This window comes from Streptomyces sp. NPDC102437 (genome assembly GCF_044765565.1).
GTDB lineage: Bacteria > Actinomycetota > Actinomycetes > Streptomycetales > Streptomycetaceae > Streptomyces.
Genome location: NZ_JBIWKI010000015.1, coordinates 170,842 through 196,990 on the forward strand (window position 1 = coordinate 170,842; position 26,149 = coordinate 196,990).

Sequence of the window (26,149 nt, forward strand, 5' to 3'; positions counted from 1 at the left end):
CGGGGCGGCCGCTCCTTCGACCGCCGTGACAACGACCGTCCGTCGTTCAACCGGGACCGTCGCGACGACCGTCCGTCCGGTGGCTTCCGCTCCGGTGGCAGCGACCGTCCGTTCAACCGCGACCGTCGTGACGACCGCCCCTCCGGTGGCTTCCGCTCCGGTGGCGGCGACCGTCCGACCGGCCGCCGTGACGACCACCGGGGCACCGGCACCAACACCGGCTCCTTCGGTCGCCGTGACGACAAGCCGCGCTGGAAGCGCAACGGCTGAACGCGGTAACGCGGTGAGGACCTGCTGAAGGTCCGCCGAAAGGTCTGCGGAAAGCGGGCCCGCTCTTCACGAGCGGGCCCGCTTTTCTTGATGACCCGGTCCGTCACCGCGGCCTCGGTATGGGGATCGGCGCGGGCTGCGTCCCATCCCCGTACCCCGGCAGGGTTTCCCAGTCGTGACCCCGGCGGCCGCATGTGCGCCGCGTCACACGGGAATCGCTGGGTGCATGACAATCGACACAGGCGAGGACCGACCACCACCACCGGGCGTCTCCGACGAGGAGCGCCTCGCGCAGCTCGGGTACACGCAGACGCTGGCCCGGCGCATGTCGGCATTCTCCAACTACGCCGTCTCGTTCACGATCATCTCGGTGCTCTCCGGCTGCCTCACGCTCTACCTCTTCGGCATGAACACCGGCGGCCCCGCCGTCATCACCTGGGGCTGGGTCGGGGTCGGCCTGATGACGCTGTTCGTCGGCCTGGCGATGGCCGAGATCTGTTCGGCCTACCCGACCTCCGCCGGCCTCTACTTCTGGGCCCACCGGCTGGCCCCGCCGCGCTCGGCCGCGGCCTGGGCCTGGTTCACGGGCTGGTTCAACGTCCTGGGCCAGGTCGCCGTCACCGCCGGGATCGACTTCGGGGCGGCGTCCTTCCTGGGCGCGTACCTGAACCTCCAGTTCGGCTTCGGGGTCACCCCCGTCCGTACGATCCTGCTCTTCGCCGCGATCCTGCTGCTGCACGGCCTGCTCAACACCTTCGGGGTGCGGATCGTCGCGATCCTGAACAGCGTGAGCGTCTGGTGGCACGTCATCGGCGTCGCCGTCATCGTGGGCGCCCTGACCTTCGTACCGGACTCGCACCAGTCGGCGTCCTTCGTCTTCACCGAGTTCGTCAACAACACCGGCTGGGGCAGCGGCTTCTACGTCGTGATGATCGGGCTGCTGATGGCGCAGTACACCTTCACCGGCTACGACGCCTCCGCCCATATGACGGAGGAGACCCACGACGCGGCGACGGCCGGCCCGAGGGGCATCGTCCAGTCGATCTGGACCTCGTGGATCGCGGGCTTCGTCCTGCTCCTCGGCTTCACCTTCGCCATCCAGTCGTACGACGGGGCGCTGAACTCGCCGACCGGCGCCCCGCCCGCCCAGATCCTGCTGGACGCCCTCGGCGCCCCCACCGGCAAGCTCCTGCTGCTGATCGTGATCGGCGCCCAGCTCTTCTGCGGCATGGCGTCCGTGACCGCCAACAGCCGCATGATCTACGCCTTCTCGCGCGACGGGGCCCTGCCCTTCTCCCGCGTCTGGCACACCGTCAGCCCCCGCACCCGCACCCCCGTCGCCGCGGTCTGGCTCGCCGCGGCCGGCGCGCTCGCGCTGGGACTCCCGTACCTGATCAACGTCACGGCGTACGCGGCGGTGACCTCGATCGCGGTGATCGGGCTCTACATCGCCTACGTCATCCCCACGCTGCTCCGCCTGCTCCGGGGCGGCGACTTCACCCCGGGCCCCTGGCACCTGGGCCGCTGGTCGCGTCCGATCGGCATCGTGGCGGTGGTCTGGGTCCTGGTCATCACGGTGCTCTTCATGCTGCCGCAGCTCTCGCCGGTCACCTGGGAGACGTTCAACTACGCGCCCGTCGCGGTGCTGGTGGTCCTGGGCTTCGCGGCGACCTGGTGGCTGGCATCGGCGAGGCACTGGTTCCTCAAACCGGAACACAAGGGCACGATCACCCCGGACGACCCCGTCTGACGGACCGGGAATCCACCCTGACGGGGCCCGGTAACCGATACCCGATCGGCGGCCGGGCCCCGGCGGGCTATGCTCAGGGGTGATTCGCCGAGGGCCGTTAGCTCAATTGGCAGAGCAGCGGACTTTTAATCCGTTGGTTGTGGGTTCGAGTCCCACACGGCCTACGTGCGACAGAGGAGGGAAAACCCTCCGACCTGCGGCGGAGCGCCCCGATCGGTTCGGACCGGTCGGGGCGCTCCGCCGTTCGGCAATGCGTGCGTGAGCGGAAGAGTGAGTCTTACCCGCGGACGGCCCGGGCGGTTCCCGTCAGTTCGCCCTCAAGCGGGTCACGGACGTGCCGCTCGCACGGTTGCGACGTAATCTCCCCGTCCTCCCCGTCCTCGCCTCCACGGCGTCCCCGCGTGTGCTCCGCTGGCCACCGTTTCGGGCGACGTGATCGCCGACGCCGGCGGTATCAGCCATTGCCTGTTCCCCCGGTCGGACGGGAGCCCCCTGCGCGAGGACGTTCGCGCCCGCCGGACCCGGAACAGCACCGCATCATCGCCAGGGGCGTCCCCGGAGAAGAGGCGGCTTCCGTGCGCCTCCAGTAAAAGAACGCTCGTTCTTGACTGATCGTTCTTTAATCGCATACCGTCATGGGCATGGGAAGACCACGTGCTTTCGACACCGATCAGGCCGTCAGTACCGCGGCCGCTCTCTTCGCCACCCACGGCTACGAGGGCACCTCGGTGGACGACCTGGTCACAGCCACAGGCATCCACCGAGGCAGTCTCTACAAAGTCTTCGGCTCCAAGCGGGGCCTGCATCTGACCGCTCTGCGCAACCACCTCGACCACGAGATCCACCCGGCCGTCGCTGCCATCGCCACCCTCACCGACCCAACGCACGCACTGACAGCGGCCATCGCCTCGTACGACAACGGCCCGGCCGCCGGACTTCTGCTCCTTGCCGCCGCCGAACGCGCCCCCCACGACCCAGAGGTTGCCTCGCTGGTCGCGGAAGGCATCACCGCGCTGGAGGACGCCCTGCGCCCCTCCCACGGTGACGCCGCCCCTCAACTCGCCTGCACCGTCCTCGGTACCCGCCTGCGCCTGCGCGCCCAGCCGACCACCCCCAAGGAGCACTGACATGGCCCTGATCTCCGTCGACCGCGAACGCGGCCTGCTGACCGCCGAATTCCAGGGCCTGGACAAGCTCTGGACTTTCAAGAGCCGCCTGGAAATCCCCCTCACCCACGTGCGTGGCGCCACCCACGACCCCGGCATCGCCCGCGAACCGAAAGGTATCCGCGTCGGTGGCACCTACTTCCCCGGTGTGATCACCGCCGGCCGCTTCCGCCGCGACGGCGAACGCCTCTTCTGGGACGTGAAGAACCCCGACAAGGCGGTCGTCATCGAACTCGCCGACACCGAGAGTTACGACCGCCTCGTCATCGAGGTCGACGATCCCCGCGCCACGGTGGCCCTCATCGAACAGTCCATCACCCGCGGCTGAACCGTGGCTTCCGGCTTGGACGCCCTTCTGGTGGCCCTGTACGTGTCCGGCGACGACCCTGTGCCGCCTCGTCGCCGGGCGGGAGTTCGAAGGATTCGTCACCGACCGGCTCGGAGCTCACCTGGCGGCGGACATCGCACTCATTCATCCAGGGTGCCCGGTGACGGTGCCGGTCGGATGTTCTGGTTGGCGTGGAAGAAGTTGTGCGGGTCGTAGGTGCGCTTGATCGCGGCCAGGCGGTCGTAGTGGTCGCGGTAGGTGGCCCGTATCCGGTCCGGGGTCTCGCCCGCGCCGATGAAGTTCACGTACGTACCGCCCATGGAGTGCGGGTGCAGCTCCTCCCAGTAGTCGACGCACCACTGCCTGAGCTGCTCGGCGTTGTCCGGGTCCGGGTCGATGCCCGCGATCACACCGGACCAGACCGCGTCCCGGTAGGCCCAGGCCGTGTCGTCGGGGCCGAGCCGGTGGGCGGCCGCGTCGACCGGGTACAGGTGCGTGGTCGACAGGGCGGTGGGGAGGTTCCCGGCGTACTTGGCGTGCACGTCGACGGCGTCGTCGCTGATCCGGTCGAAGAAGTTGCCGCGCCAGTACCACTGCAGACCCGGGGGAAGCAGTTCGTCGAACATGGCCTGCAGGACGGTGTACGGCATCGGGGCCATGAAGTGGAACGCGGGCCGGCCGGGGTCCTCGACGGGTTCGAGGGCGGTTTCGAGGAGTTCGGGGTCGCCGGTCCAGCACCACACCACACCGCACATCTTCTGACCGTGAATCTCCTCCGGGAACGGGGGCCCCGGCGGCACGGTGAGCGCGGCGAAGAAGCCGTTGAGGTCCTCGGGTGCCTGCGGCAGGAAGTCGCGGTACCAGCGCAGTACGTCGTGGATCCGGTCGACCGGCCAGAGCGTGATGGCGACGCCCACCGTGTCCACCGGATGCAGCCGGAAGGTGAAGGAGGTGACGACGCCGAAGTTGCCGCCGCCGCCGCGCAGCGCCCAGAACAGGTCGGGGTGGGTGGTGCTGTCCGCCCGCACCGACGTGCCGTCCGCCAGGACCACGTCCGCGGCCAGCAGATTGTCGATCGTCAGGCCGTACTTGCGGGTGAGGTAGCCGTGGCCGCCGCCCAGAGCGAGGCCGCCGACGCCGGTGGACGACAGGATTCCGGAGGGGGTGGCCAGCCCGAACGCGTGGGTGGCGTGGTCGAGGTCGCCGAGCGTGGTGCCGCCGCCGACCGTGGCCGTCCGCGCGGCGGGGTCGACGTGCGTCCAGCGCATGGGCGACAGGTCGACGGTGACGCCGTCGTCCACCAGGCACAGGCCCGCACCGCTGTGGCCACCGCCGCGGACCGCGAGCGTGAGGCCCGCGTCCCGTACGAAGCCGACGGCGGCCATGACGTCCGCCGCGTCGGCGCACCGCACCACCGCTGCCGGCCGTTTGTCGATCATGGCGTTGTGGACGGTGCGGGCCTCGCGGTACTCCGGGTCCCGCGGGCCGACGACGGGCCCGCGCAGAGCCGTCCGCATCGCGTCCAGGGTTTCGAGCGTGGCGCCGTTCATGGCCGGGCCATCTCCTCGTACATCGAGATGGGGACCGTCCCCGCTCGGCCTCCCGCCGTGGCTGATGTCTCAAGCCTCCCCGCGGTCCTGGCGCGTTGCCAGTCCGCCGGACCGCGTGGAGGGAGACATACGCGCCGGGGCGCGGCCGGAGCGGGCGTCAGACCAGGAGCTTCGTCTTCGCCCGCTGGTACTCCTCGTCCGTGATGGCGCCCCGGTCCCTCAGCTCGGCGAGCTTCGCCAGGTCGTCGACGTGGGATTTCTGTTTCGTGGCGTCGGCGCCGCCCGCTTCGGAGGTGCCGGCGGCCTCCCGTACGTACGCCTTGAAGGCCGCGTCACGTTCCTGGGCCTCCTTGATGTCCCGCTTGCTCATGGACTTGCCGCGCACGATCACGTAGATCAGCACGCCGATGTACGGCAGCAGCAGCGTGAGGATCAGCCAGCCTGCCTTGCCCCAGCCGCTGAGGTCGTGGCTGCGGAAGATGTCCGTGATGACCTTGAACAGCAGGAACAGCCACATGACCCAGAGGAAGAACCAGAGCATGGTCCAGAAGAGGTCGAGCAAGGAGTAGTCGTCCATGGGTCGCTCCCAGATCAGCGCGAGTTCATCGCGACGGAAGATCAAAAGATAAAACAGTCATACCACCGCATACCTCACCTCGCTCGCCGGTCGCCGGACGCTCGCGGGCACCGTTCCACCGGGGTGGGCGCGGAGTACCGTGGAGATGTCGAGGGAGGCTCGGGCCTCCAGGAGGCGGGGTCGCCTCGTGTCCATGAAGCGGTGCGGGACACCGCACGAGAAGCGGCGTGAGCAGGCGTTCACGGGGACGCTCGCGAGGGCGACGCATGCACAGGGCAGATGAGTCCGCCCGGAGCCCGGTCGGGGCGGTCGGCCGCGTGACCGTGCCGATCCCGCCCGGTGGGCCGGGAGAGGTACTGGTGGCCGTACGGGGTGGGTCCGAGGCCTACACCGCATGGTCGGCGACGTCGATCGACAGGGACGCGCGCGTGGTGGTCGTCGACGCGGTCTCGGCGCGGGGCGTGATCGTGGAACGCCTGCCGTCCTGAGCCGGAACAGCCGAAACCGTCGCGTACACCAAAAACGCAGTGACGTACGGCAGGAGTCTTCCCATGTTCTTCTGGCACGTTCCCGCCCCCAACGAGGCGATGCTCATCTCCGGTTCCAAGAGCCGGCAGACCCTGGACACCCAGTTCCGGATCGTCACCGGGCACGGCAGTTTCGTGCTCCCGGTGAAGCAGAAGGCGCGCATGCTCTCGCTGGCGCTGCGCGAGGCGGAGATCACCGAGGACTGCGTGACGCAGCAGGGCATCCGCCTCAACGTCCGGGCCGTGGCAGTCTTCAAGGTCGGCGACGACGCCGTGTCCATCGCCAACGCGGCCCGCCGTTTCCTGACCGAGCAGGAGCAGATGGAGGAACTCGTCGGGCGGATCTTCGCCGGGCACCTGCGTTCCATCGTCGGCGGGCTGACCGTGGAGCAGATCATCCGTGAACGCAACCGGGTCTCCCAGGAGGTCATCGCGGGCAGCCACGGCGAGATGGAGAAACTCGGCATCGTCGTGGACGCCCTCCAGATCCAGGAGATCGACGACGCCACCGGCTACATCAAGAACCTCGCGGCCCCGCACGCCGCCGCGGTCGCCAGCCAGGCCCGGATCGCCGAGGCCAAGGCCGACCAGGAGGCCAGCCAGCGCGAGCAGCAGGCCGCCGCGCTCAAGGCGGAGTACGAACGCGACACCGCGATCAAGCGGGCCGGCTTCCTCGCCGAGACCGAGCAGTACAACGCCCGCGCCGCACAGGCCGGACCGCTCGCCGGCGCCAGGGCCTCGCAGGAGGTCATCGAGGAGCAGACCGCGCTGGCCGAACGGCAGGCCGCGCTCGCCGCGCAGCGGCTGGAGGCGGAGGTCCGGCGCCCGGCGGACGCCGAGGCGTACCGGCAGCGCACCCTGGCGGAGGCGGCCCGGGACCGGGCGAAGTTCGAGGCGGACGGCAACGCGTACACCGAACGGACCCTCGCCCAGGCGCAGGCCGACGCCAACAGTGCGCGCGCCGCGTCGCTGCGTGACGGCAACCAGGAGCTCATCGCCGCCAACCGCATCGTGGAGAACCTGCCCGCCCTGGCCGACGCCGCCGCCCGGGGCATGTCCGGCGCCGACCTCACCGTGCTCAACGGCACCGATGGCGTCAACGAGTTGGCGGCGGGCGTCGTCGGCCAGGGGCTGGCGATCCTCCACTCGCTGCAACGGGGCGTGGACCCGGTGAAGCGGCAGGAGGACGGAATGAAGGGCGGGCGGACCCGATTGGTCAAAAGGGCGCCGGAGATGCCGTAGAGTTGTGTTCACCGACGCGGGGTGGAGCAGCTCGGTAGCTCGCTGGGCTCATAACCCAGAGGTCGCAGGTTCAAATCCTGTCCCCGCTACTGAAGAATTCAGGCCCGGCACGCATGCAGCGTGCCGGGCCTGATTCGTTTTGCTGTGCCCATTCCCCCCATTGGCCGAAGAGGATTCGCCGCTCCGTTCCGGTCCGGCGAGCCTGGGGGTGGGGCGCGGTACCGTCCGCAGCCGCGCGCGTACCGGGCAGGAGACCACAGGTGTGGAAGCGGGAGAGGCGGCGCGGCAAGCATGTCGGGGGCGGTGCCGGTACCCGGCGGTTCGTACGGATGCTGCCCGCCCTGATGATTCTCGGCGGGCTGGTGTTCGACGCCCTCACCCCGCCGATTTTCACGGCCATCCCGCTGTTCGTGGCCGCTCCGCTGATCGCCGCCCCGTTCTTCTCGCTGGCCAGCACTGTCCGCACCGCTATCGCCGCGATGCTGGCCGTCATCGCGCTGCGGCTGTACACCAGCTCGTTGCCGGAGGCCGTGCCGTTGATCGAGCTGCTCACCCTGGCCACCGTCTCGGTCCTTGCGGTGGTGATCAACGGGGTCGTGCGGCGCGGCAACGAGCAGCTGGCCTCCGCGCGGTACATCGCGGAGACGGCCATGCGCGCGGTGCTGCCGCAGCCGGCCGACCGGATCGGCGGACTGCATGTCGCGGCGCGGTACGAGGCGGCACAGGCGGACGAGTTCGTCGGCGGTGACCTGTTCGCCGTGGCGGACACCCCGCAGGGGGTGCGGCTGGTGGTCGGTGACGTACGGGGGAAGGGGCTCGACGCCGTCGAGACGGTGGCGGTGGTCATCGGGGCCTTCCGCGAGGCGGCCGAGCAGGAATCCTCGCTGGAGGGGGTGGCGCGGCGGCTGGAGCGGGCGCTGGCGCGGGAGGAGGCGCGGCGGGGCGGGCTCGATGTGCTGGAGGGCTTCATCACCGCCGTGCTGGCCGAGATCCCGTACGGGCTGCCCCTGGTGCGGATCGTCAACCGCGGGCACCCCGAGCCGATCCTGCTGCATCCGGACGGGGCGCTGGAGGTGCTGAAGCCCTCCGTGCCCGCGCTGCCGATCGGGATGGGGCTGGGAGCGTGGCCGGAGTGCACGGACGAGTGGGATCTGCCGGCCGGGACGACGCTGCTCCTCTACACGGACGGCCTCTCCGAGGCGAGGGACGCCGAGGGGGTCTTCTACGATCCGGCGGCCCGGCTGCGCGGGCGGATCTTCCCGGGGCCCGAGGAGCTGCTGTCCGCCCTGACCGATGACGTGCGCCTGCACACGGGCGGCGAGACGACCGACGACATGGCGTTGCTCGCGGTCGCACGTCCGGCCGAGGGGCAGCCGGACCGGCGAAGGACCGTGCGGATCGTCGGTGCTGAGGAGACGTGAAAAGACGGAAGGGACGGACAGGGACGGTGGCGTGGCGGGCCGATGCCACCGTGCGTAATCGAAAGGCGCCGCTCCGCATAACGTTTGACGCAACGTCAGAAACGGGGTAGTGACTGAAGGTCGGTCAACTCGTCCGGTTCCACCCGCTTGTGTCCCGTAAAGTCCAGGCCAAGGAAGTGAACGATCAGTGGGAACAGCTTGGAATACGGCCCCGGTGTCTATTAACGTTCGATAACGCAGCGCGGTCGTCCCAGCCGTCATCAGTGGCGGCGCCGTGCGCGAGCGCCGAATTCCGCAAGGGAACCGGGGAACCACCTACATGGGGTGAATCGGACACCTGTGTCTCGTGAGAGACGGAGGGGCCCGTAGGAGACCTTCCTGCTCCGAACCCGTCAGCTAACCCGGTAGGCGAGAAGGAAGGAAAGGAGTGCGCCCCCGTGGCGTCCAACAAGCCTGCCCCCGAGGCCCCGTCCCGGTTCGATCACGACTACGGCACCGGGCCCGAAGGCGACTTCACCGGCAATTTCACGGGTGAGTTCACCAGTGAGCCCGACCGCGGCTGGGACGAGTGGAACCCCACCGAGGAGACCGTCCGCCCCGTGCGCGGCAGGCACCGCGTCGCCAAGCAGCGCAACGGTCTCGCCCGTAGCTCCACGGTGCTGGGTGTCGGCGTCATAGCGGCGGTCGGCGCGGGTGGCATGGCCTCCGCGCAGAGCAAGCCGCCGGTCTCCATCTCCATGCCCGACGCCATCACGGACAACCTCCCCGACGCCAAGTCCCTTCCCGGCGTGGGCGCCCTGTTCACCGACGGTTCCGAGGCGGACAAGACCCAGGTCGCGGCCGCCACCGCCCCGCTCACCACCGCCGGAATCACCACCGCCGAGGCCGAGCAGGGCACGACGGACGCGGGCGAGGCGCTCCGCGCCCGCATCCTCCAGCAGGCCGAGCAGCAGCAGGACGCCGCCGACGCCGAGGCCAAGGCGGCCGAGGAGAAGAAGGCCGCGGAGAAGGCGGCCGCCGAGGCCCAGAAGCAGCAGGACGAGGCCAAGGCCAAGGTCGCCGCCGAGAAGAAGAAGGCGGAGGAGGAGGCCAAGAAGAAGGCGGAGGCCGCCCGGCTCGCCAAGCTCGCCGCCAGCTACGCCATCCCGACCTTCTCGTACACGATCACCTCGACCTACGGCCAGGCCGGTTCGATGTGGTCCTCCGGCTACCACACCGGCCTCGACTTCGCCGCTCCGACCGGCACCCCGATCAAGGCCGTCCACGGCGGCACGATCAAGTCGGCGGGCCTGGCCGGCTCGTACGGCTACCGCACCGTGCTGGAGCTGGAGGACGGTACGGAGATCTGGTACTGCCACCAGTCCTCGATCGGCGTGAGCGTCGGCCAGAAGGTCAGCACCGGGGACACCATCGGCCGGGTCGGCGCGACCGGCAACGTGACGGGACCCCACCTCCACCTGGAGGTCCACACCGCCTCCGGTACGGGCATCGACCCGATGGCCTGGCTCCGCGGCAAGGGCCTCAACCCCTGAGAACACCGGCGGTCCTGACGCTCACCCCCCGACGTCAGGGCTGCCGGTCTGTTGTGGGCGGTCGGTCGCGGGCGGCCTCATGAGTGATTCGGAATAGCGAGTTATCCGGAATCCGTTGATTCACTTATGACTTCACTTCGTAAGCTGGGCCCTTCCGACCTCCAGGTCTTCCCGCTCGCTCTCGGCGGCAACGTCTTCGGCTGGACCGCCGACGAGGCACAGTCGTTCGCGGTGCTGGACGCGTACGCCGCGGCGGGCGGCAACTTCGTCGACACCGCCGACGGGTACTCCGCCTGGGTCCCGGGCAACGAGGGCGGCGAGTCCGAGACCGTCATCGGCAAGTGGCTGGCCGCGCGCGGCAACCGCTCCGACATCGTCGTCGCCACGAAGGTCAGTACCCACCCCCGGTACCAGGGGCTCGCGCCCGCCAACATCAAGGCCGCGGCCGAGGAATCACTGCGCCGGCTCGGCACCGAGTACATCGATCTCTATTACACGCACTTCGACGACGAGACCGTGCCGGTCGAGGACATCATCACCGCCCTGGACCAGCTGGTGAGGGAGGGCAAGGTCCGCGAGATCGCCGCCTCCAACATCGGCCCCGCGCGGCTCCGGGCGTCCCTGGACTTCTCGGAGCGCGAGGGGCTGGCCCGTTACGTCGCCCTGCAGCCGCACTACAACCTGGTCTCCCGCGACACGTACGAGGGCGAGCTCCAGGACACGGTGGCCCGCGCCGGGCTCGGCGCTGTGCCGTACTTCGCCCTGGCGTCCGGTTTCCTCACGGGTAAGTACCGTCCGGGCACGTCGGTGGAGAGCGCGCGGGTAGAGGGCGCCCGTCGGCACCTGGAGTCGGAGCGCGGTCAGAAGGTCCTGGCCGCGCTGGACAAGGTTGCCCAGGAGCGCGGTGCGGAGATCGCGACCGTCGCGCTGGCCTGGCTCGCCTCCCGGCCGACCGTGGCCGCGCCGATCGCCTCGGCCCGTACGGTCGAGCAGCTGCCCGCGCTGCTGGCCGTCGCGGACCTCACCCTGACCGAGCAGGAACTGGCCGAACTCACCGAGGCATCCGCCTGATCGTGCCTGCCGCCTGACCGCGTCCGGCCGCTGCTGTCCTAGTGCGGTGGCTGCTGCGGCAACAGGTAGGGGTTGTAGCCGGGTCCGGGCGCGGGGGCGTTGAGGTAGGCGCCGTACTGCGCGTGCGGAGGGAACGGCCGGGCGTACGGGGGTGACGGCAGACGGTGAGGGCGCAGGAGCCCCGCCGCCTGTGCCGCGTACGCCAGGGCGGGGGCGGCCACCTCTCTGCGCTGCCAGAGGTGGTGCAGCAGCTCCAGCTCACGATCGGTGAAGTCCGGGCCGGCCGCCCCGCGGCGGGCCTGAAGACGCAGCGAAGCCAGTGAGATCGCGAACGATTCGTACTCGGCGACGGCCTGGGCGGCCGCCTTTCCCTGGGCCTTCGCCGTGGCCTCGACCTGCGCCGCTGTTTGCGCAGAGGGCCAGGGGGCGGGCCCGGGCACGGGTCCGGGTGCGGCCCCAGGGGCCCATCCGGGCCCGTAGGGGATCGCCCGGCTCCCCCGGGCGGTGACGGCGTACTGGCGGCGTGCCGCGTCGCGGGCCAGGCCGCGGGCCCGCATCGAGGAGAGGGCGAGCGGCTCCGCCGGGCTCAGCCAGCCCGCCGCGGCGTAGGCGGGCAGCTCGGCGGCGAGGGTGCGCAGCTCCCGCCGGCGCGACCAGATCGCCAGCCAGGTCACCAGGCCGAAAACCGGGACCATGAACACCGCGTACACGGCGTAGAAGCCGTACGGGCTGAAGACCGCCGAACCGTTCCACAGCGAGTGCATGCCCATGGCGAGGACGAGCCCCAGCAGCGGCAGCAGGAAGCGGCGGACCCGCCGGCGCCGGGCGCTCGCCGCGGCGAGCCCGAAACCTATGCCGGTCAGCACTGTGAAGAGCGGGTGTGCGAACGGCGACATCACCGCCCGTACGAAGAACGTCGCGGCCGTCACCGATACGACGCCCGAGGTGCCGATCTGCTGGTCCTGCCCGAAGGCGTTGCCGAGGTAGAGGATGTTCTCCGTGAAGGCGAAGCCGCTCGCGGTGATGCCGGCGATCACGACGCCGTCGACGATCCCGTTGAACTCCCGTCTTCGGAACAGGAAGATCAGCAGGACCGCGGCGGCCTTGGCGCTCTCCTCTACGACCGGGGCTATGACCGTGGCGCCGAGGGTGTCGGCGTTCGACGGGTCCGCGGTGGTCGTGGCTATCCAGCGGGTCGCGAACGAATTCGCCAGGATCGCCACCAGAGCTGCGGCGAACGCACCCCAGGCGAAGGCGAACAGCACATTTCGCCAGGGGCCCGGATCGACCCGGTCGAGCCAGCGGAACGCCGCCAGCAGGAGCGGCACGGGCAGCACGGCGAGGCCGAGGCCGACGAGGAAACCCTGAGTGCCCGTCTGATCGCGGACCAGGGCCAGGATCGCCAGACCGCAGAGCGCGAGCACCGTGAACACCGCCGCGAGGCGGAACGTCCGGCTGCGCCACACCATGCCCACCCGGCGCGGCCGGTAGCGCCAGTGCCTGCGCTCCGGCACGGCAGCCAGGATCTCGCCGACCCGCTGCTCCTCGAGGAGCGGGACGGCCGGCTGCGACTGCTGCTGGACAGACCCGTCGGACACCACGCAATGACCCTAACCAGCAGCACTGACACCTGACCATGGGGCGCCCGCGCCCACGGCCCCGTCTCAGCTGCGCGCGAAGAGCAGGTCGTGCACGACATGGCCCTTGTCCAGGCCCTGCCCCTCGAACCGGGTCAGCGGCCGGAACGCGGGCCGGGGCGCGTAGCCGCCGTCCGCCACGGTGTTCTCGAAGAGGGGGTGCGCGGTGAGCACCTCCAGCATCTGCTCGGCGTACGGCTCCCAGTCGGTCGCACAGTGGATCACCGCCCCCGGCTTCAGCCGCTGCGCCACCAGATCGAGGAACTCCGGCTGGATCAGCCGCCGCTTGTGATGGCGCTTCTTGGGCCAGGGGTCGGGGAAGTACACCCGCAGCCCGTCCAGCGAGTCCGGCTTGAGCATCTCGCGAAGCAGGATGATCGCGTCGCCGTTGGCCACCCGGATGTTGGACAGGCCGTTCCGGTCCGCGAGGCCGAGCAGATTGCCCTGGCCGGGGGTGTGCACATCGACGGCGAGGATGCCCGTGCCGGGGTCGTCGGCGGCCATCTGCGCGGTGGCCTCGCCCATCCCGAAGCCGATCTCCAGCACCACCGGGAGCCCGTCGAACAGCTCGGGCAGGTCGAGGACGCGCTGCCCGTCGATGTCCAGGCCCCACTTCGGCCAGAGCCGCAGCAGGGCGTCCTCCTGGCCGGGCGTGACGCGGCTGCGGCGCGGCTGGAAGCTGCGGATCCGGCGCTCGTGGTGCGAGCCGGCCGGGTCGATGGCGGGCCCGCCCGGGAAGCGCGGCTCCTGACGCAGCCTGCGCTGCCGCTCGAAGGAGGCGGCGCGCAGATCGTCCGGGATTCCGGCAGCGGACGGAACTCCGGCGGTGGACGGGGCCTCGGCAGCGGACGAGGAGACGTGCTCGCAGGAGCTCCCGGGGGAGTTCTCGGAGGGGTTCTCGGAGGCGTTCATGGGCTCAGACACAATGCCCCGATTCTACGGCGGGCGGTCTCCACCCCGTCTCCCGTGCCCGGAGCAGCGCCCTGCGTGCCACCTCCCGCCCGATGGGCAGCGAGGCCGTCGCGGCGGGCGACGGCGCGTTCAGCACATGGACGGTGTGCGGGGCCTCGCGGATGAGGAAATCGTCCACCAGGGTGCCGTCCCGCAGCACGGCCTGGGCCCTGACCCCGGCCGGGGCCGGCCTCAGATCGTCCTCCGTCACCTCCGGCAGCAGCCGCCGCACGGCCTCGGTGAAGGCATGCTTCGACAGCGAACGGCGCACCTCGCCCGCCCCGTACCGCCAGTGCCTGCGGGCGATCTGCCAGGTACCTGGCCAGGCCAGGGTGTCCGCGAGCTCGCGCGGGCGCACGATCGGCCAGCCGTACCCCTCGCGGGCCAGCGCCGGCACCGCGTTCGGCCCGACGTGGACGCTGCCGTCGTGGCCCCGGGTCAGATGGACCCCGAGGAACGGGAACGCCGGGTCGGGCACCGGATAGACCAGGCCGCGCACCAGCTCCGGCCGCGCCAGCTCGTAGTACTCACCCCGGAAGGGCACGATCCGCATGCCCGGGTCGTCGCCCGCGAGCCGGGCCACCCGGTCGCAGTGCAGCCCCGCGCAGTTGACCAGCACGCGGGCCCGCACCACCGGGCCGTCCGCCGTACGCACCGCCACGCCCCAGGGGCGCCGGTCGATCGCGGTGACCTCCGCCCCGTAACGGATCACCCCGCCGGCGCCGCTCACCTCGGCGGCGAAGCGGGCCGCGACCGCACCGAAATCGCACACCCCGGTCGAACCGACCCGGATCGCGGCGAGCCCGCTCACCTGTGGCTCGTACTCCGTGATCTGGGCGGGGCCCAGCTCGCGCACCGGCAGTCCGTGCTGCCGGCCGCGCTGGACCAGGGCGTGCAGCCGGGGCAACTCGGACCGCTCGGTCGCGATGATCAGCTTGCCGGTCACCGCGTGGGCGATGCCGTGCTCGGCACAGAAGTCGACCATCTCGGCGGCGCCGCGCACCGCGTAGCGGGCCTTGAGCGAGCCGGGACGGTAATAGATGCCGCTGTGGATCACTCCGCTGTTGCGCCCGGTCTGGTGCCGGGCCGGGCCCCACTCCTTCTCCAGGACCATCACCCGGGTGCCCGGAGCGGTGCGTGTGATCGCATACGCCGTCGACAGCCCGACGATCCCGCCGCCGATCACCAGCACATCGCAGTCGTACGCCGCGCGCGTCATCATCACGCCACCTCCCACCCCGATAGTGCACTGACCCACTGACAACGCACTCAAACCAGCGTGGCCCAGCGTGGCGCCGAATCTTTACGGCCCGGCTCCTGGAGCGTGAGATTCCGTTTACGCGGGCGCCACCAGCAGCGGCCTGGCCCGCTCGCGCAGCTCGGCGACGCGCGGCTCGTGACCGTACGGTTCGAGCCGGTGCAGCAGGTCCCGTACGTACTCCGTGGTCCGGGCCGAGGAGATGCGGCCCGCCACCTCCACCGCCCGGGTACCGGCGGCGCAGGCCGCGTCCAGGTTGCCCGACTCCAGCTCGGCCACCGCCGACACCACGAGCCGCAGCCCGTGCGAGCGGACGAATTCCTCGGTGGGCCTGGAGAGCGCCTGCTCGGTGAAGCGCCGCACCTGCCGTGGTGCCTTCAGGTCGAGGTGGCACTCCGCGGCATCGGCCGCGAACCTGTCGTACGAGTAGAAACCGAGCCAGGACGGGTCCGCGTCACCGTCCCTGGAGCGCTCCAGCCAGCTCTCGGCGGCCTTCAGCGCGGACCCCGCGGCCGACGCGTCGTTCGCCTTGGCATGGGCACGCGCTTCCACCAAGCGGAAGAAGCTCATGGTGCGGGCTGTGGCGAGTCCCCGGTTGCGCTCGACGGCGGCCTGCGCGAGGTCGACCCCTTCGTCGGCGAAGCCGCGGTAGGTCGCCTGGAGCGACATGGACGCGAGCACGTAGCCGCCCAGGGGCACGTCGGCTGCCGCCCGCGCGAGTCTCAGCGCCTGGATGTAGTAGCGCTGCGCGGCCTCCTGCTGGCCGGTGTCGAAGGCCATCCACCCGGCGAGCCTGGTCAGTTCGGCCGCTGCGCCGAAGAGCGCCCGGCCCACCTCGTCGCTGTACGAACCGAGCAGCAGCGGTGCGGCGTCGACCCGTAAACACTCGGGAACCATGGAGGAGCGCCAGTCCCCGCCGCCGTACTTGGAGTCCCAGCGGCGGGCGTCCTGGGCCGCCTCGCGCAGCTTGGAGACATCGCTGTGGCCGACCCGCAGCGGGGAGATGTCGCTTGTGGAGCCGACGGTGGCGGGGATGGTGGTGGATACGGGTGCCGGTGCCGGCGCTGATACCGGTGCCGGCACCGACGCTGATACCAGTGCGGACGCCGATGCCGGTGCGGCTTCCGGGCGGGGCTGGGCGGGGATGGCGGGTGCCTGCCGCGTGCCCAGTGCACCCAGCGTTCCGAGCGCTGTCCGGGCCGCCTGTGCGTTCAGCGCGGCCGGGGCGCCGGGCGGCGCCGTCACTGCACTCTGCGCCGCCTTGCCCGGCGGGCTCTGCGCCTCCGCGCCGCTGTGTGCGCCCCGTGCGCCTTGGGTGCCGAAGGCGGGTGCCCCGGCTGCCGTCGCGTCGCGTTCCACCGTCGCGTCGGCGGGGGATATCAGCCAGCGGGACGCGGGCGTCGCGTACGCGCTCACCGAGAACGAACCCGCGAGCGACTGCCAGATCCCGCCGCTGCCCGCCCGCCGCCCAGCCAGATCCAGCCGGTACAGCTCGGTCGCCGAACGGACCGCCTCGCCCACGTCGCGCGGGAAGGCCAGGCCGACCTCCGGCGCCGGGTCGGCGTCCGCGAGCCCGATCTCGTGCAGCGGGACCGGCCGGCCGAGCTTGGCGCCGATCGCCGCAGCGATGAGATGGGGCGCGGCGCCCTGCGGCACCATGCCCTTGGAGACCCACCGGGCCACCGAGGTCTTGTCGTACCGAAGTGTCAGACCGCGCTGCGCCCCGAGGTCATTGACCCGCCGGGCGAGCCCGGCGTTGCTGATTCCCGCGAGGGCGAGAACGGTTCCGAGCTTCTCGTTCGGTCCGCGTTGCTCCCTGGACATGCGCCACCCCTCGACACACAGACGGCCGCCGCGTCACCGTTGCGGCGCGCGGCATTCGTACCGTGTCCTCCCCAGCGACGGCCCCCGGCACTCCGGCCGCACACGCATATGGCCGAGCCCCGAGGAATATGCCTCCTGCAGAGAACCTCAGTAAACCCAGCGTAGTTCGCCGCATCCCTACCGTTAAGGGGCAGACGTCCGTATGGCGGGATTGTTGTCCGTGAGGAGGCGGGCAGCGGATCGAGCGCGACCCGGACGGGGATCGGACGCGGACCGGGCGGGTCCTGGAGGCGGTCCCGGCGCCGGGTCGGCGGGGCCCGGAACGCTGCTCGGCGGCGCACGGGAACGGCACGTGGGGGGCGTCGTCCGTGCGTGGTGCCGGCCGCCGTGCGGCGAGTCGCGGACGTGCTCCTGGTGTGTGGCCGTGCGCCCGGCCGTGCGCTCTCGTCCGGCTGTTTCGGAAGCGTTTCCATGAGTGCTGCGTGGGTCGGCCCACTGCACAGGACCCAGTGGGCTGGGGGACACTGCCGCCTCATTCCCCGCAGGCGGCGGACCGGTCCGGGAGGTGAACGACACCTCCCGGACTGTGCGTCGGCGGCCCCGGCGGAGATCATTCGCGGCTGCCGCGCGGTTTCGAGGGGCGCTGGAGGGCTCCGGAAGACGCCCGGGAACGATCGTGGAATGAAGTGGGGCGAAAGGGGACTTCTGATGCGGCGAGTGCCTCATTGCGAGGTTCCAACCCGTTCCAAGAATGGCCGAATGTCGTCGGTCCTCCGAGGTTGGTCCGCCCGTTTCGCGGACATCTCGCCGACCGCCGGAGGGGTGTCCGCCGACGGCCCGCGAACGGTCCAAGGTGGCTCGGGTGCGGCTTCAGTGTGGCCGGATTTCAGCTGGTGGATTCCGCTCGTACGTGGAAGGTAACGGACCTGTGCCGTAAGTCAGTTGGTGGCTGAGGTGCTTGGCGGCGGCCGAACGAGGCGTCCCGCCGTCGAAGCGGTGCCTGCCTCCCGGCGGGTGTGTACACGCCGGAGGCCGGCCCGGATTTCCGCCCGGCCTCCGGCCCGTCCCGGCCTTTGCCAGGGGCGCATGCCCTTCCGACGTGCGCCGTTCGTAGCCCCTCCTGCGCGCCGTTGTCGTGGCAGCATGTTCGCAACGGCGCCGCGCGTTACCGGTGTTCACCCGATACTTTCCTGCTGCGCCGTTTTGTCCACAGCCTGTGGAGGCGGCGATGCGTTGGTTGGTGGGGTGGAGCAGTATCGCCGCGAGCTTCGGCACGGCAGGGGCGGTCGGACCCAGTGACGAGGGGCGCACGATGCACCCCGTGGGCTCCCAGCTCCTGTGGGGCGACCCGGACCCGCTCTGGGCCGTCGGGGACTGGCGCCCCGACGAGATCCGGATCACCACGGCCGAGACCGCCGGGGGTGCGCCCACCGCCCGGATGGCCGTCCTCGGCTGCTGCAGCGCCACCGACGAACAGCTGCGCTCCGGCCTCCTCGCCGCCCGCGGCGGCGCCCTGCGACACCTCACCTCCTGGCCGGGCAGCTACACGACCATCGTCCAGATCGGCCGCCGGATCACCGTCATCGGCGACCTCGCCGGTGCCCGCCCGGTCTTCCACACGCCCTGGGCGGGCGGCACGGCGTACGCCACCGCCGCGCTCCCGCTCGCCGACCTCATCGAGGCCCAGCTCGACATCGGCCACCTGGCCGCCCTGCTCGCCTGCCCCGAAACACCGGAGGCGCTGCGCGACGGCACCCCGTACGCCGGAGTGAAACGCATCCCGCCGGGCCACGCGCTCATCCTCCGCGAGGGCTCGCGCGAGATCACCGGTTACGAGGCGGTGGCCTCGCTCGCCGTGGCCGCGCCCCAAGTCGACCCGGTCAGCGCCGTCGAAGGCGTACGCGACGCACTGGTGGAAGCCGTACGCGCCAGGCTCCTGGCCCCGCGCCACGCGCCCGAGACCCTGCCGCCCGACCCCGGCCCGGTCCCCGGCATGGGCCCCGCCGACCGGCGCGCCGCCCGCGGCGCTCCGGTCCCCGGCATCGGCGCCGACCTTTCAGGAGGCAGCGCCTCCGCCACCCTCGCCCTGCTCGCCGCCGGACTGCCGGGCCTGCCCGGCACCCTCCTCGGCCACGGCACGGGCGCGGGGGAGCGGCTGCTCGCCGTCACCCTGAACGACCTCACCGCGCGCGGACACGAGGACGAACTGGAACGCGCCCGCGTCATCGCCGCCAACCCGCGCCTGCACCATGTGGTCGTCGCGGCCGGGGAGGAGGCCCTGCCCTACGCCGACCTGGGCGGTGGCCCGCTCACCGACGAACCCGCCCCGTCCCTGGTCGTCGCCGAGCGCCACCGCCGGCGCCTCGCCTCGGGCAGCGCCGACCATTTCGTCGGCGGCGGAGCCCGCCAGGTGCTCGACGCCCACCCGGCCCGCCTCGCCGACCTGCTGATGGACCGTCGCCGACGCCATCTGCTGCGCCCGGTCGCCGCGCTCGCCAGGGCGGAGGGCCCGAGCGCGCACTCCCTGTTCGTTCCGCTCACCGTCTACCGGGCGGCCCGCCGCCTGTCCCGTACGTCGTACCGCACCGGCCTGGAAGCGGCGGCCGGCCGGCTGCCGGACGCCAACCGGAACGCCCCCGACCTCGACACCCCCGCCGACGCCTCGCTGGCCGCCCTCGCCTGGTCGCGGCCCGGACCCGCCGCCCGCTGGCTCACCGGGGAGGCGCTCGCCGAGGTGTCGGTCCGGCTCCAGGAGGCGGCCATCCGCCCCGTCTCCGTCCAGCGTCCCGGCGAGGCCCGCGCCAGGGCCGCCCTGGCCCGGTACGCCTCCGACCACCGGATCCTGGAGCAGGCCGCCGAGAACCGCAGCCAGCGGCTGCACGCCCCGTACCTCGACAACCAGGTCGTACGCGCCGCCCGCGCGCTCCCCGAATCGCTCCGGGTCCAGCCGGGCGCCCGCGCCGCGATCCTGCGCCGGGTGCTCGCGGGCGCGGGCATCCACGATCTGCCGCCGGGCTGGGGCACCCCTTCCCTCGCCACCTCGAACGCGACCGCCCGCACCGGCCTGCGCGCCGCCCTCCCGGAGCTGATCGCCCTCTTCGACGCCCCGCTGCTCGCCGACGCCGGCCTGGTCGAGGCCCGTGTCGTACGGAAGGCTCTGCGCGCGGCCTCCGAGGGCGAACCGCTCCCGCTTGACGGCCTCGCGCACCTGGCGTCCACGGAGCTCTGGCTCCGCCGCCTGGTGTCGCGGCGCGGCACCTGCTGGACAGGCACGGCGGCGCCCCGCCAGCGCGCCGTCGCGGGCGGCGTCGTCCCTGCCAGGCGGACGCTGCAGCGGTAGGCGCGGAGAACGGACACGCGCTCACTGAGCCCGCGGGACACAATGGCTCGGTGCGGTATCTGATCCTGGGCGTCACCGAGGCCCGAGACGAGAACGGCAGTGCCCTGCCCGTGAGCGGTACGCGGCTGCGCGCTCTCCTCGCCGCCCTCGCACTGCGCGCCGGACGCCCCGTCCCCGTCGCCGACCTGGTGGACGACGTATGGGCCGCCGACCCCCCCCGCACGACGCTCCCGCCGCGCTCCAGGCCCTGGTGGGCAGGTTGCGCCGGGTGCTGGGCAAGGACGCGATCACGAGCGCCACCGGGGGCTACCGTCTGGCGGCCGGGCCCGACGAGGTCGATCTGCACGTGTTCGAGCGGCTCTCCCGCCAGGGGGCCGAGGAGCTCGACGCGGGCGACCCAGTGACGGCCGCGCGCACGCTCCGTACCGCGCTCGCCCTGTGGCGCGGCCCCGCACTGGCCGACCTGCCGGAGCGCGACCACGGCCACGCCCTGCGCCCCGAAGCCCACCGCCTGGCCGCGCTGGAACGCCGTATCGAAGCCGATCTGCGGTGCGCGGCGACGGGCCCGGTCGGCGGAACGGAGCCGGGCGTCGGCCTGGGCGCGGGACCGGGCGCGGAGCAACGCGCCCTGGTGCCCGAGCTCATGGAGCTGACGGCCACCCACCCGTACGACGAACGCTTCCGGGCCCAGTTGATCCGCGCCCTGCGCGCCGAGGGCCGCCAGGCCGATGCGCTGGTCGCCTACGAGGACGCCCGCCACGTCCTGGCCGACGGTCTGGGGGCCGATCCCGGGCCGGAACTGATCGCGCTGCACCGGGAGCTGCTGGCCCCGCCACAGGTGCCGTCCGCGACGGCTGCGCGGCCGGTGGCGATGCGCCGGCAGCCTCCGCCCGACGGGTCCGGCCCCGCCGTCGTGCACGGCAATCTGCGGCCCCGGCTGACCTCGTTCGTCGGGCGCGAGCCCGAACTGCGGTCCATACGCGCCGATCTGGCCCGTTCCCGCCTGGTCACCCTCACCGGCCCCGGCGGCTCCGGCAAGACCCGGCTCGCCGAGGAGGCCGCGGCGCACGGCGGGCAACCGGCACTCAAGGCCGAATCGTCCGACGCATCGGGCTCATCCGAAACACTCGACGCGTCCGACACGGATGCCTGGATCGCCGAGCTCGCCTCCGTGGACGACCCCGCCGACGTACCCGGAGCCGTACTCTCCGCTCTCGGGCTGCGCGAGACGGCCCTCCTCCGCGACAACAACCGCGACGGACAGCTGCCGCGCACCGACCCGGCCGACCTCCTCGTCGAGCACCTGGCGCACTGCTCCCGCATCCGCCCCTTCCTGCTCATCCTGGACAACTGCGAACACGTCATCGAAGCGGCCGCCACCCTCGCCGAGACCCTGCTCACCCACTGCCCACAGCTACGCATCCTCGCCACCAGTCGCGAGCCCCTGGGCGTGCCCGGCGAATTCGTACGCCCGGTCGGTCCGCTCCCGCCCGACCCCGCCCACCGGCTGTTCGCCGAGCGCGCCCGCACGGTACGCCCCGGATTCGCCCCCGATTCCGACGCCGGGCACGATGCGGACGCCGTGGCCGAGATCTGCCGACGGCTCGACGGGCAGCCGCTCGCCATCGAGCTCGCCGCCGCCCGGCTGCGGATGCTCAGCCCGCGCCAGATCGCGGACCGGCTCGACGACCGGTTCCTGCTTCTGACCGGCGGGAGCCGGACCGTACTGCCGCGCCAGCAGACACTGCGTGCCGTCGTCGACTGGTCCTGGGACCTCCTGGACGAGGACGAACGCACGGCGCTGCGGCAGATCTCCGTCTTCGCGGGCGGCTGGGACCTGCAGGCCGCGGAAGCCGTCGTCACACCTGGGATCTCCACCCCCGGGGTCTCCACAACCGCGCCGATCCCCGGCGGAACCGTGCCCGGCGGGCCCGGCCCCGCCCGGCTCCCCACCGCCGACCTGATCGGTGCTCTCGTCGACAAGTCCCTCGTCGTCGCGGCCCCGACCGCCTCCGGCGAGATGCGCTACCGCCTCCTGGAGACCATCCACGAGTACGCCACCGAACGTGCCGCCGAGGTCCCGGAGATACGCGCCGCCGCCGCGAACGCGCACACCGCGTACTTCCTCGCACTCGTCGAGCGGGCCGAGCCCCGCATCCGCTCCGGCGACCAGCTGCTCTGGATCGAACGCCTGGAGAGGGAACTCGACAACATCCGGGCAGCCCTCCACCGGACCGTCGTCACCTGCCCGTCCGAAGCGGAAGCCGTACGGCTGGTTCTCGGCATGGGGTGGTTCTGGTGGCTGCGCAACTTCCGCTCCGAGGGGCGCACCTGGGCCGAGCGTGCCGTGGCGCTGGGGTCGGAGCCGGACGGTCCCGGCGACCCCCGCTACTGGCCGCGCATGCATCTGGAGATGCTGCGGTACTTCCTCGCCGTGGAGACCGGGCCGGCCGAGGCCGTCCACGGTGACGACCGCTTCCGGGCGGTGATGGACCGGGTGACCGAGGCGTTCAGGCCCTCGGGCCCGCAGTCCGCCCGCTTCCCCGGAATGCTCTGGCCGATGGCCCTGTTCGCGACCCGGACGACCACCGAGACCCACGCGCTGATCGACTCGGTGGTGGACAACGCCCGGATCCACGGCGGCGCCTGGGAGTACTGCCTCGCCCTGATGTTCCGTACTCACATGGTCGTCGACATGCCGGGCGGCATGCCCGGGGTCGACGCCGATCTCGCGGAGCTGCGCGAGCTGAGCCGCCGCGTCGGCGACCGCTGGATCCGCGCGCAGGTGGCGAGCGCGGCCGCGGAGGCGGGCGTGATGCGCGGACGGTTCACGCAGGCCCGGACGGCGTACGAGGAGGCGCTGCTGCTGTCCCGCGAGGTCGGGGCGTACGCCGAGGCACCGTTCCTTCTCGCCCGCGTCGCGGAACTCGACTACCGGACCGGGGACATGGCGGATTTCGAGCGAAGCCTGAGCGAGGCGGAGCGCGAGGCGGACCGCTACCAGGTGCACGACGCCCGCGCCTACATCCATTTCCTGCGCGCCACCGCGGCCCTGGAGCAGGGGGAGATCGCTCGGGCGCGGCAGCTGGTCACCGAGGCGGCGTACGTGATCGGGCGGGGCAGCCCGCCGTCGCACTTCAGCGCCGTGGTCGAGGGGCTGGCCGCCCGGATCACGGTGCACGAACCGGGACCCGGCCGTGGCCCGGCGGCGGGCGTACGAGGTCTGACGGCGGCGCTGCGCGGGGCGCGGGACGCCCAGTGCGCCGAGCTCGTCACCGGGCATCTGGCGGACTGCGTGGCGACCGCGCTGCCGAAGGTGGGCCACCACCGGGCCGCCGTACGGATCCTGGCGGCGGCGGACGGCTGGCGCCTGTTCAGCCCCAGGACCGAGGTGCAACAGGCCGAGGTGGACGAGGCCGAGCGGCAGGCCCGCGAGGAGCTGGGCCCTCAGCTGTACGAGTCCGAGCGCGCCGCGGGCCGCGCGCTGGCGCTCGACGACGTCATCGAACTCCTGACCCGCATCACCGAGGAACTCCCGGAGGCTCCGGCGGGCGTGGACGTCCTGGAGCGCGGGGAGGCTCCGGGGCACGTGGAAGCACCGGGTTTCACCTCCGGCCTCGTCCCGGACCGGCTCACCGGCAACTGATCCTCGAATTCGCCCAGTCGGCGAGGGCCATGACTCCACCGGGGCGGGCTCGCTCGACGACGAGCCGGATGCTCTTCTGGCCGGCGATACCGACGCCCACCGGCACGGCCGGGTCGTCGCCGTTCATCACGGGCGACTGCCAGAGCCGCGCCCCGTCGCCGGTGAAGACGGAGAAGCGCACCGAGCCGAGCCCCATCGTCATGTCGTCGATCCCGACCATCGCCTCGTAGCGCGTGCACTGCTTGTTCAGCTGGATGGTGACCGAGGAACTGCTGTTGACGGTGACCCCGTGCGCGTATGTCGTGCCGCCGATCGACACGTTGGAGCGCTGCCAGACCCAGCTGCTCTCGCCGAGCACCACCTCCGGTTCGGTGTGGTCGCCCAGGAGCGAGTAGCTGAGTTCGCTGACCTGATAGACGGTCGGCGCGGGGGGCGGCGGGGGCGTTGGAGGCGGAGTCCTGGTGGGCGTCGGCGTGGGCGTCGGCGTCGGCGTGGGCGTGGGCGTCGGCTCAGGCTTCGGCGCGGGTGGCTTCGGCTTGGGAGCGGGCTTCGGAGGTGGTGTCGGTTTCGGCTCGGGCTCGGGGGGCGGGGTCGGCGCCGGGGGCGCGGGCGGAGCGGGCTTCGGAGGCGGTGTCGGCTCAGGCTCGGGCTTGGACGGCGGGGTCGGCGCAGGCGGCGCCACGACAGCCGGCTTCGTCGCGGTCCTGGCCTCGGGCTTCGGCTGGTCGTCGCCGACCAGCGCCCAGACCAGCCCGGCCGCGGCGGCCACGACGACCGCCGCCGCGATGCCGGCCTTCGCCGGGGCACCGAGCCCCTCCGAGGTGACGGCGCCACCGGCCGCGCCACCGGAGCTTCCTCCGGTGGCCGCCGCTCCGGTGGCCGCCGCGGCGGCACCCGCACCCGCGGCTCCCGCCGCGCCTCCGGCGACGATCCCGGCGGCCTTGAGGCTGTACCCGGCGGCGAACCAGCCGATGACCGCGACCGGCAGAAGCGCGGGAATCCCGGCGTTGACATGGGTCAGTTCGCCTGCGGCGAGCCGGCACTTCGAGCACTCCTCCAGGTGCCCGCGCAGGCCGCGTTCGGCCCGCATACGGAGCCCGCCACGGGCGTACGCGCCCAGCCGGTCGGCGTAACGCGCACAGTCTCCGCCCGCGGTCAGGGCCTGGCTCACATGCGCCTGGAGATAGGCCTGCTTGAGCCCCTCGCGAGCCCGGCTGGCCAGCACCGCCGTGGCATTGGCGGTCAGCCCGAAGAGCGGGGCGATCTCACTGGGCGGCTCGTCCTCGACGGTGGTGTGCCACAGCACCGCCTGCCAGCGCTCCGGCAGACTGCGGAACGCCTGCATGGCCATCGACTGCTCGGCGTCGTGCATCGCCAGCACATCGGCACCGAGAGCGAGCGTGTCCGCGTCCGACACCTGGGAGGCCTGGGACGCCTGCGCGGCGAACACCGCGAAGTCGTCGACCAGATGCTCCCGCTTCGCGGTCTTGGTCCAGGCGGCGCCGACATGGCGGACGGCCGTCATGAGATAGGCGCGTACGGCCTCCTCGGGCCCCTTGCCCCGCCGTACCGCCTGCAGTGTGCGGGCGAAGACCTCGGCCGTCAGGTCGTCGGCCGTGTGGGCGTCCCGGCAGCAGCTGCGCGCGTAGCGCCGCACCGCGTCGGAGTGCCGTCGGAAGAGTTCCTCGTACGCGAGGTCGTCGCCGTCCCGCATCTGCCGGATCAGATCGGCGTCGGAGGGCGCGGTGCCGGAGGCGCCGGCGGTGACACTGCTGCCGCCTTCCCGCTGCCTGGGCACCGCGACATCGGCCCCGGGGCCGGGGTCGACCGGTGCCGGCCGCGGACCCGGCAGGACGGTGCCGTCCTCGCTGTCACTGCTCGTCCACCCGGGTCCGGCCTGACTCGGTACCTGCCTGGCGGCCGGCCCACCGGTCTCCGTGACACCGCCCACGACGGAGACGTCGTCGAACGACTCTTCCTGCTGCCCGTCACCGCTCATCGCGGTAGCCCCCGTATGCGCTGTCGGACCCGAATATCGGGCAAGGGTGCCACATGGCGC

At 72.0% G+C, this 26,149-nt stretch carries 16 protein-coding genes, 2 tRNA genes, 2 pseudogenes and 1 riboswitch; of the genes and pseudogenes, 13 read left to right on the forward strand and 7 right to left on the reverse strand.

Translation table 11 applies throughout. The annotated features are described in order from the left end of the window. The 5 genes and pseudogenes from ACIRJP_RS21240 to ACIRJP_RS21260 all read left to right on the forward strand — a co-directional run. Positions 1 to 270, forward strand: a pseudogene (locus ACIRJP_RS21240) (RNA helicase); the annotation flags it as partial. A 226-nt stretch (positions 271 to 496) separates the two neighbouring features. Beyond that, complete coding sequence (locus ACIRJP_RS21245) at positions 497 to 2,020, forward strand: amino acid permease (RefSeq protein ID WP_404176223.1); 1,524 nt, start codon at positions 497 to 499, stop codon at positions 2,018 to 2,020. 91 nt (positions 2,021 to 2,111) lie between these two features. After that, positions 2,112 to 2,184: transfer RNA gene (locus ACIRJP_RS21250), tRNA-Lys, on the forward strand. 477 nt (positions 2,185 to 2,661) lie between these two features. Beyond that, a complete protein-coding gene (locus tag ACIRJP_RS21255; protein ID WP_404176226.1) occupies positions 2,662 to 3,147 on the forward strand; it encodes a TetR/AcrR family transcriptional regulator in 486 nt (161 codons plus the stop codon). A 1-nt stretch (position 3,148) separates the two neighbouring features. Next, positions 3,149 to 3,514: a hypothetical protein gene (locus tag ACIRJP_RS21260; protein ID WP_404176229.1), complete on the forward strand. Its 366-nt coding sequence runs from the start codon at positions 3,149 to 3,151 to the stop codon at positions 3,512 to 3,514. Positions 3,515 to 3,654: 140 nt separating this feature from the next. On the opposite strand, the gene ACIRJP_RS21265 is transcribed toward ACIRJP_RS21260, so the two are convergent. Then, positions 3,655 to 5,064 (reverse strand): FAD-binding oxidoreductase, encoded by a 1,410-nt coding sequence (locus ACIRJP_RS21265; RefSeq protein ID WP_404176232.1) that lies wholly within the window; start codon positions 5,062 to 5,064, stop codon positions 3,655 to 3,657. Between the two features lie 157 nt (positions 5,065 to 5,221). Next, positions 5,222 to 5,641, reverse strand: a complete 420-nt coding sequence (locus ACIRJP_RS21270; RefSeq protein ID WP_358946467.1) for an SHOCT domain-containing protein — start codon at positions 5,639 to 5,641, stop codon at positions 5,222 to 5,224. Between the two features lie 266 nt (positions 5,642 to 5,907). On the opposite strand from ACIRJP_RS21270, the gene ACIRJP_RS21275 reads away from it, so the two are divergent. The 6 genes from ACIRJP_RS21275 (at position 5,908) to ACIRJP_RS21300 (ending at position 11,434) form a co-directional block, all read left to right on the forward strand. Then, complete coding sequence (locus tag ACIRJP_RS21275) at positions 5,908 to 6,129, forward strand: hypothetical protein (protein ID WP_404176236.1); 222 nt, start codon at positions 5,908 to 5,910, stop codon at positions 6,127 to 6,129. A gap of 63 nt (positions 6,130 to 6,192) precedes the next feature. Then, positions 6,193 to 7,410, forward strand: a complete 1,218-nt coding sequence (locus ACIRJP_RS21280; RefSeq protein WP_404176239.1) for an SPFH domain-containing protein — start codon at positions 6,193 to 6,195, stop codon at positions 7,408 to 7,410. Positions 7,411 to 7,425: 15 nt separating this feature from the next. After that, positions 7,426 to 7,499 (forward strand) — tRNA-Met (locus tag ACIRJP_RS21285). A 171-nt stretch (positions 7,500 to 7,670) separates the two neighbouring features. After that, positions 7,671 to 8,831, forward strand: a complete 1,161-nt coding sequence (locus ACIRJP_RS21290; RefSeq protein ID WP_404176242.1) for a PP2C family protein-serine/threonine phosphatase — start codon at positions 7,671 to 7,673, stop codon at positions 8,829 to 8,831. A 273-nt stretch (positions 8,832 to 9,104) separates the two neighbouring features. Next, a riboswitch (cyclic di-AMP (ydaO/yuaA leader) is annotated at positions 9,105 to 9,257 on the forward strand. Between the two features lie 11 nt (positions 9,258 to 9,268). After that, entirely contained in the window at positions 9,269 to 10,363 is a 1,095-nt protein-coding gene (locus tag ACIRJP_RS21295) for a M23 family metallopeptidase (protein WP_404176245.1), read from the forward strand. Positions 10,364 to 10,489: 126 nt separating this feature from the next. Further along, on the forward strand, positions 10,490 to 11,434 hold the full coding sequence (locus ACIRJP_RS21300; RefSeq protein WP_404176248.1) for an aldo/keto reductase: 945 nt from the start codon (positions 10,490 to 10,492) through the stop codon (positions 11,432 to 11,434). Between the two features lie 38 nt (positions 11,435 to 11,472). On the opposite strand, the gene ACIRJP_RS21305 is transcribed toward ACIRJP_RS21300, so the two are convergent. From ACIRJP_RS21305 to ACIRJP_RS21320, 4 genes are all read right to left on the reverse strand, one after another. Further along, positions 11,473 to 13,032 (reverse strand): PrsW family intramembrane metalloprotease, encoded by a 1,560-nt coding sequence (locus ACIRJP_RS21305; protein WP_404176291.1) that lies wholly within the window; start codon positions 13,030 to 13,032, stop codon positions 11,473 to 11,475. 66 nt (positions 13,033 to 13,098) lie between these two features. Further along, the gene (trmB, locus tag ACIRJP_RS21310; RefSeq protein ID WP_404176294.1) at positions 13,099 to 13,983 is read right to left on the reverse strand and encodes a tRNA (guanosine(46)-N7)-methyltransferase TrmB; all 885 of its coding nucleotides are present in this window, start codon (positions 13,981 to 13,983) and stop codon (positions 13,099 to 13,101) included. Between the two features lie 4 nt (positions 13,984 to 13,987). Continuing rightward, a complete protein-coding gene (gene lhgO, locus ACIRJP_RS21315) occupies positions 13,988 to 15,244 on the reverse strand; it encodes an L-2-hydroxyglutarate oxidase (RefSeq protein WP_404176250.1) in 1,257 nt (418 codons plus the stop codon). A 114-nt stretch (positions 15,245 to 15,358) separates the two neighbouring features. After that, complete coding sequence (locus ACIRJP_RS21320) at positions 15,359 to 17,104, reverse strand: sporulation protein (RefSeq protein WP_404176253.1); 1,746 nt, start codon at positions 17,102 to 17,104, stop codon at positions 15,359 to 15,361. A gap of 1,228 nt (positions 17,105 to 18,332) precedes the next feature. Here ACIRJP_RS21320 and ACIRJP_RS21325 point away from each other — a divergent pair. Then, positions 18,333 to 20,444 carry an asparagine synthase-related protein gene (locus tag ACIRJP_RS21325; protein ID WP_404176256.1) on the forward strand — a complete coding sequence of 704 codons (2,112 nt, stop codon included), beginning with the start codon at positions 18,333 to 18,335 and terminating at the stop codon, positions 20,442 to 20,444. Positions 20,445 to 20,494: 50 nt separating this feature from the next. Continuing rightward, positions 20,495 to 24,090, forward strand: a pseudogene (locus ACIRJP_RS21330) (BTAD domain-containing putative transcriptional regulator). Here the strand turns inward: ACIRJP_RS21330 and ACIRJP_RS21335 are convergent. Next, complete coding sequence (locus tag ACIRJP_RS21335) at positions 24,077 to 26,089, reverse strand: sigma-70 family RNA polymerase sigma factor (protein WP_404176259.1); 2,013 nt, start codon at positions 26,087 to 26,089, stop codon at positions 24,077 to 24,079. The pseudogene ACIRJP_RS21330 and the gene ACIRJP_RS21335 sit on opposite strands and share 14 nt — an antisense overlap. Between the last annotated feature and the right edge of the window lie 60 nt (positions 26,090 to 26,149).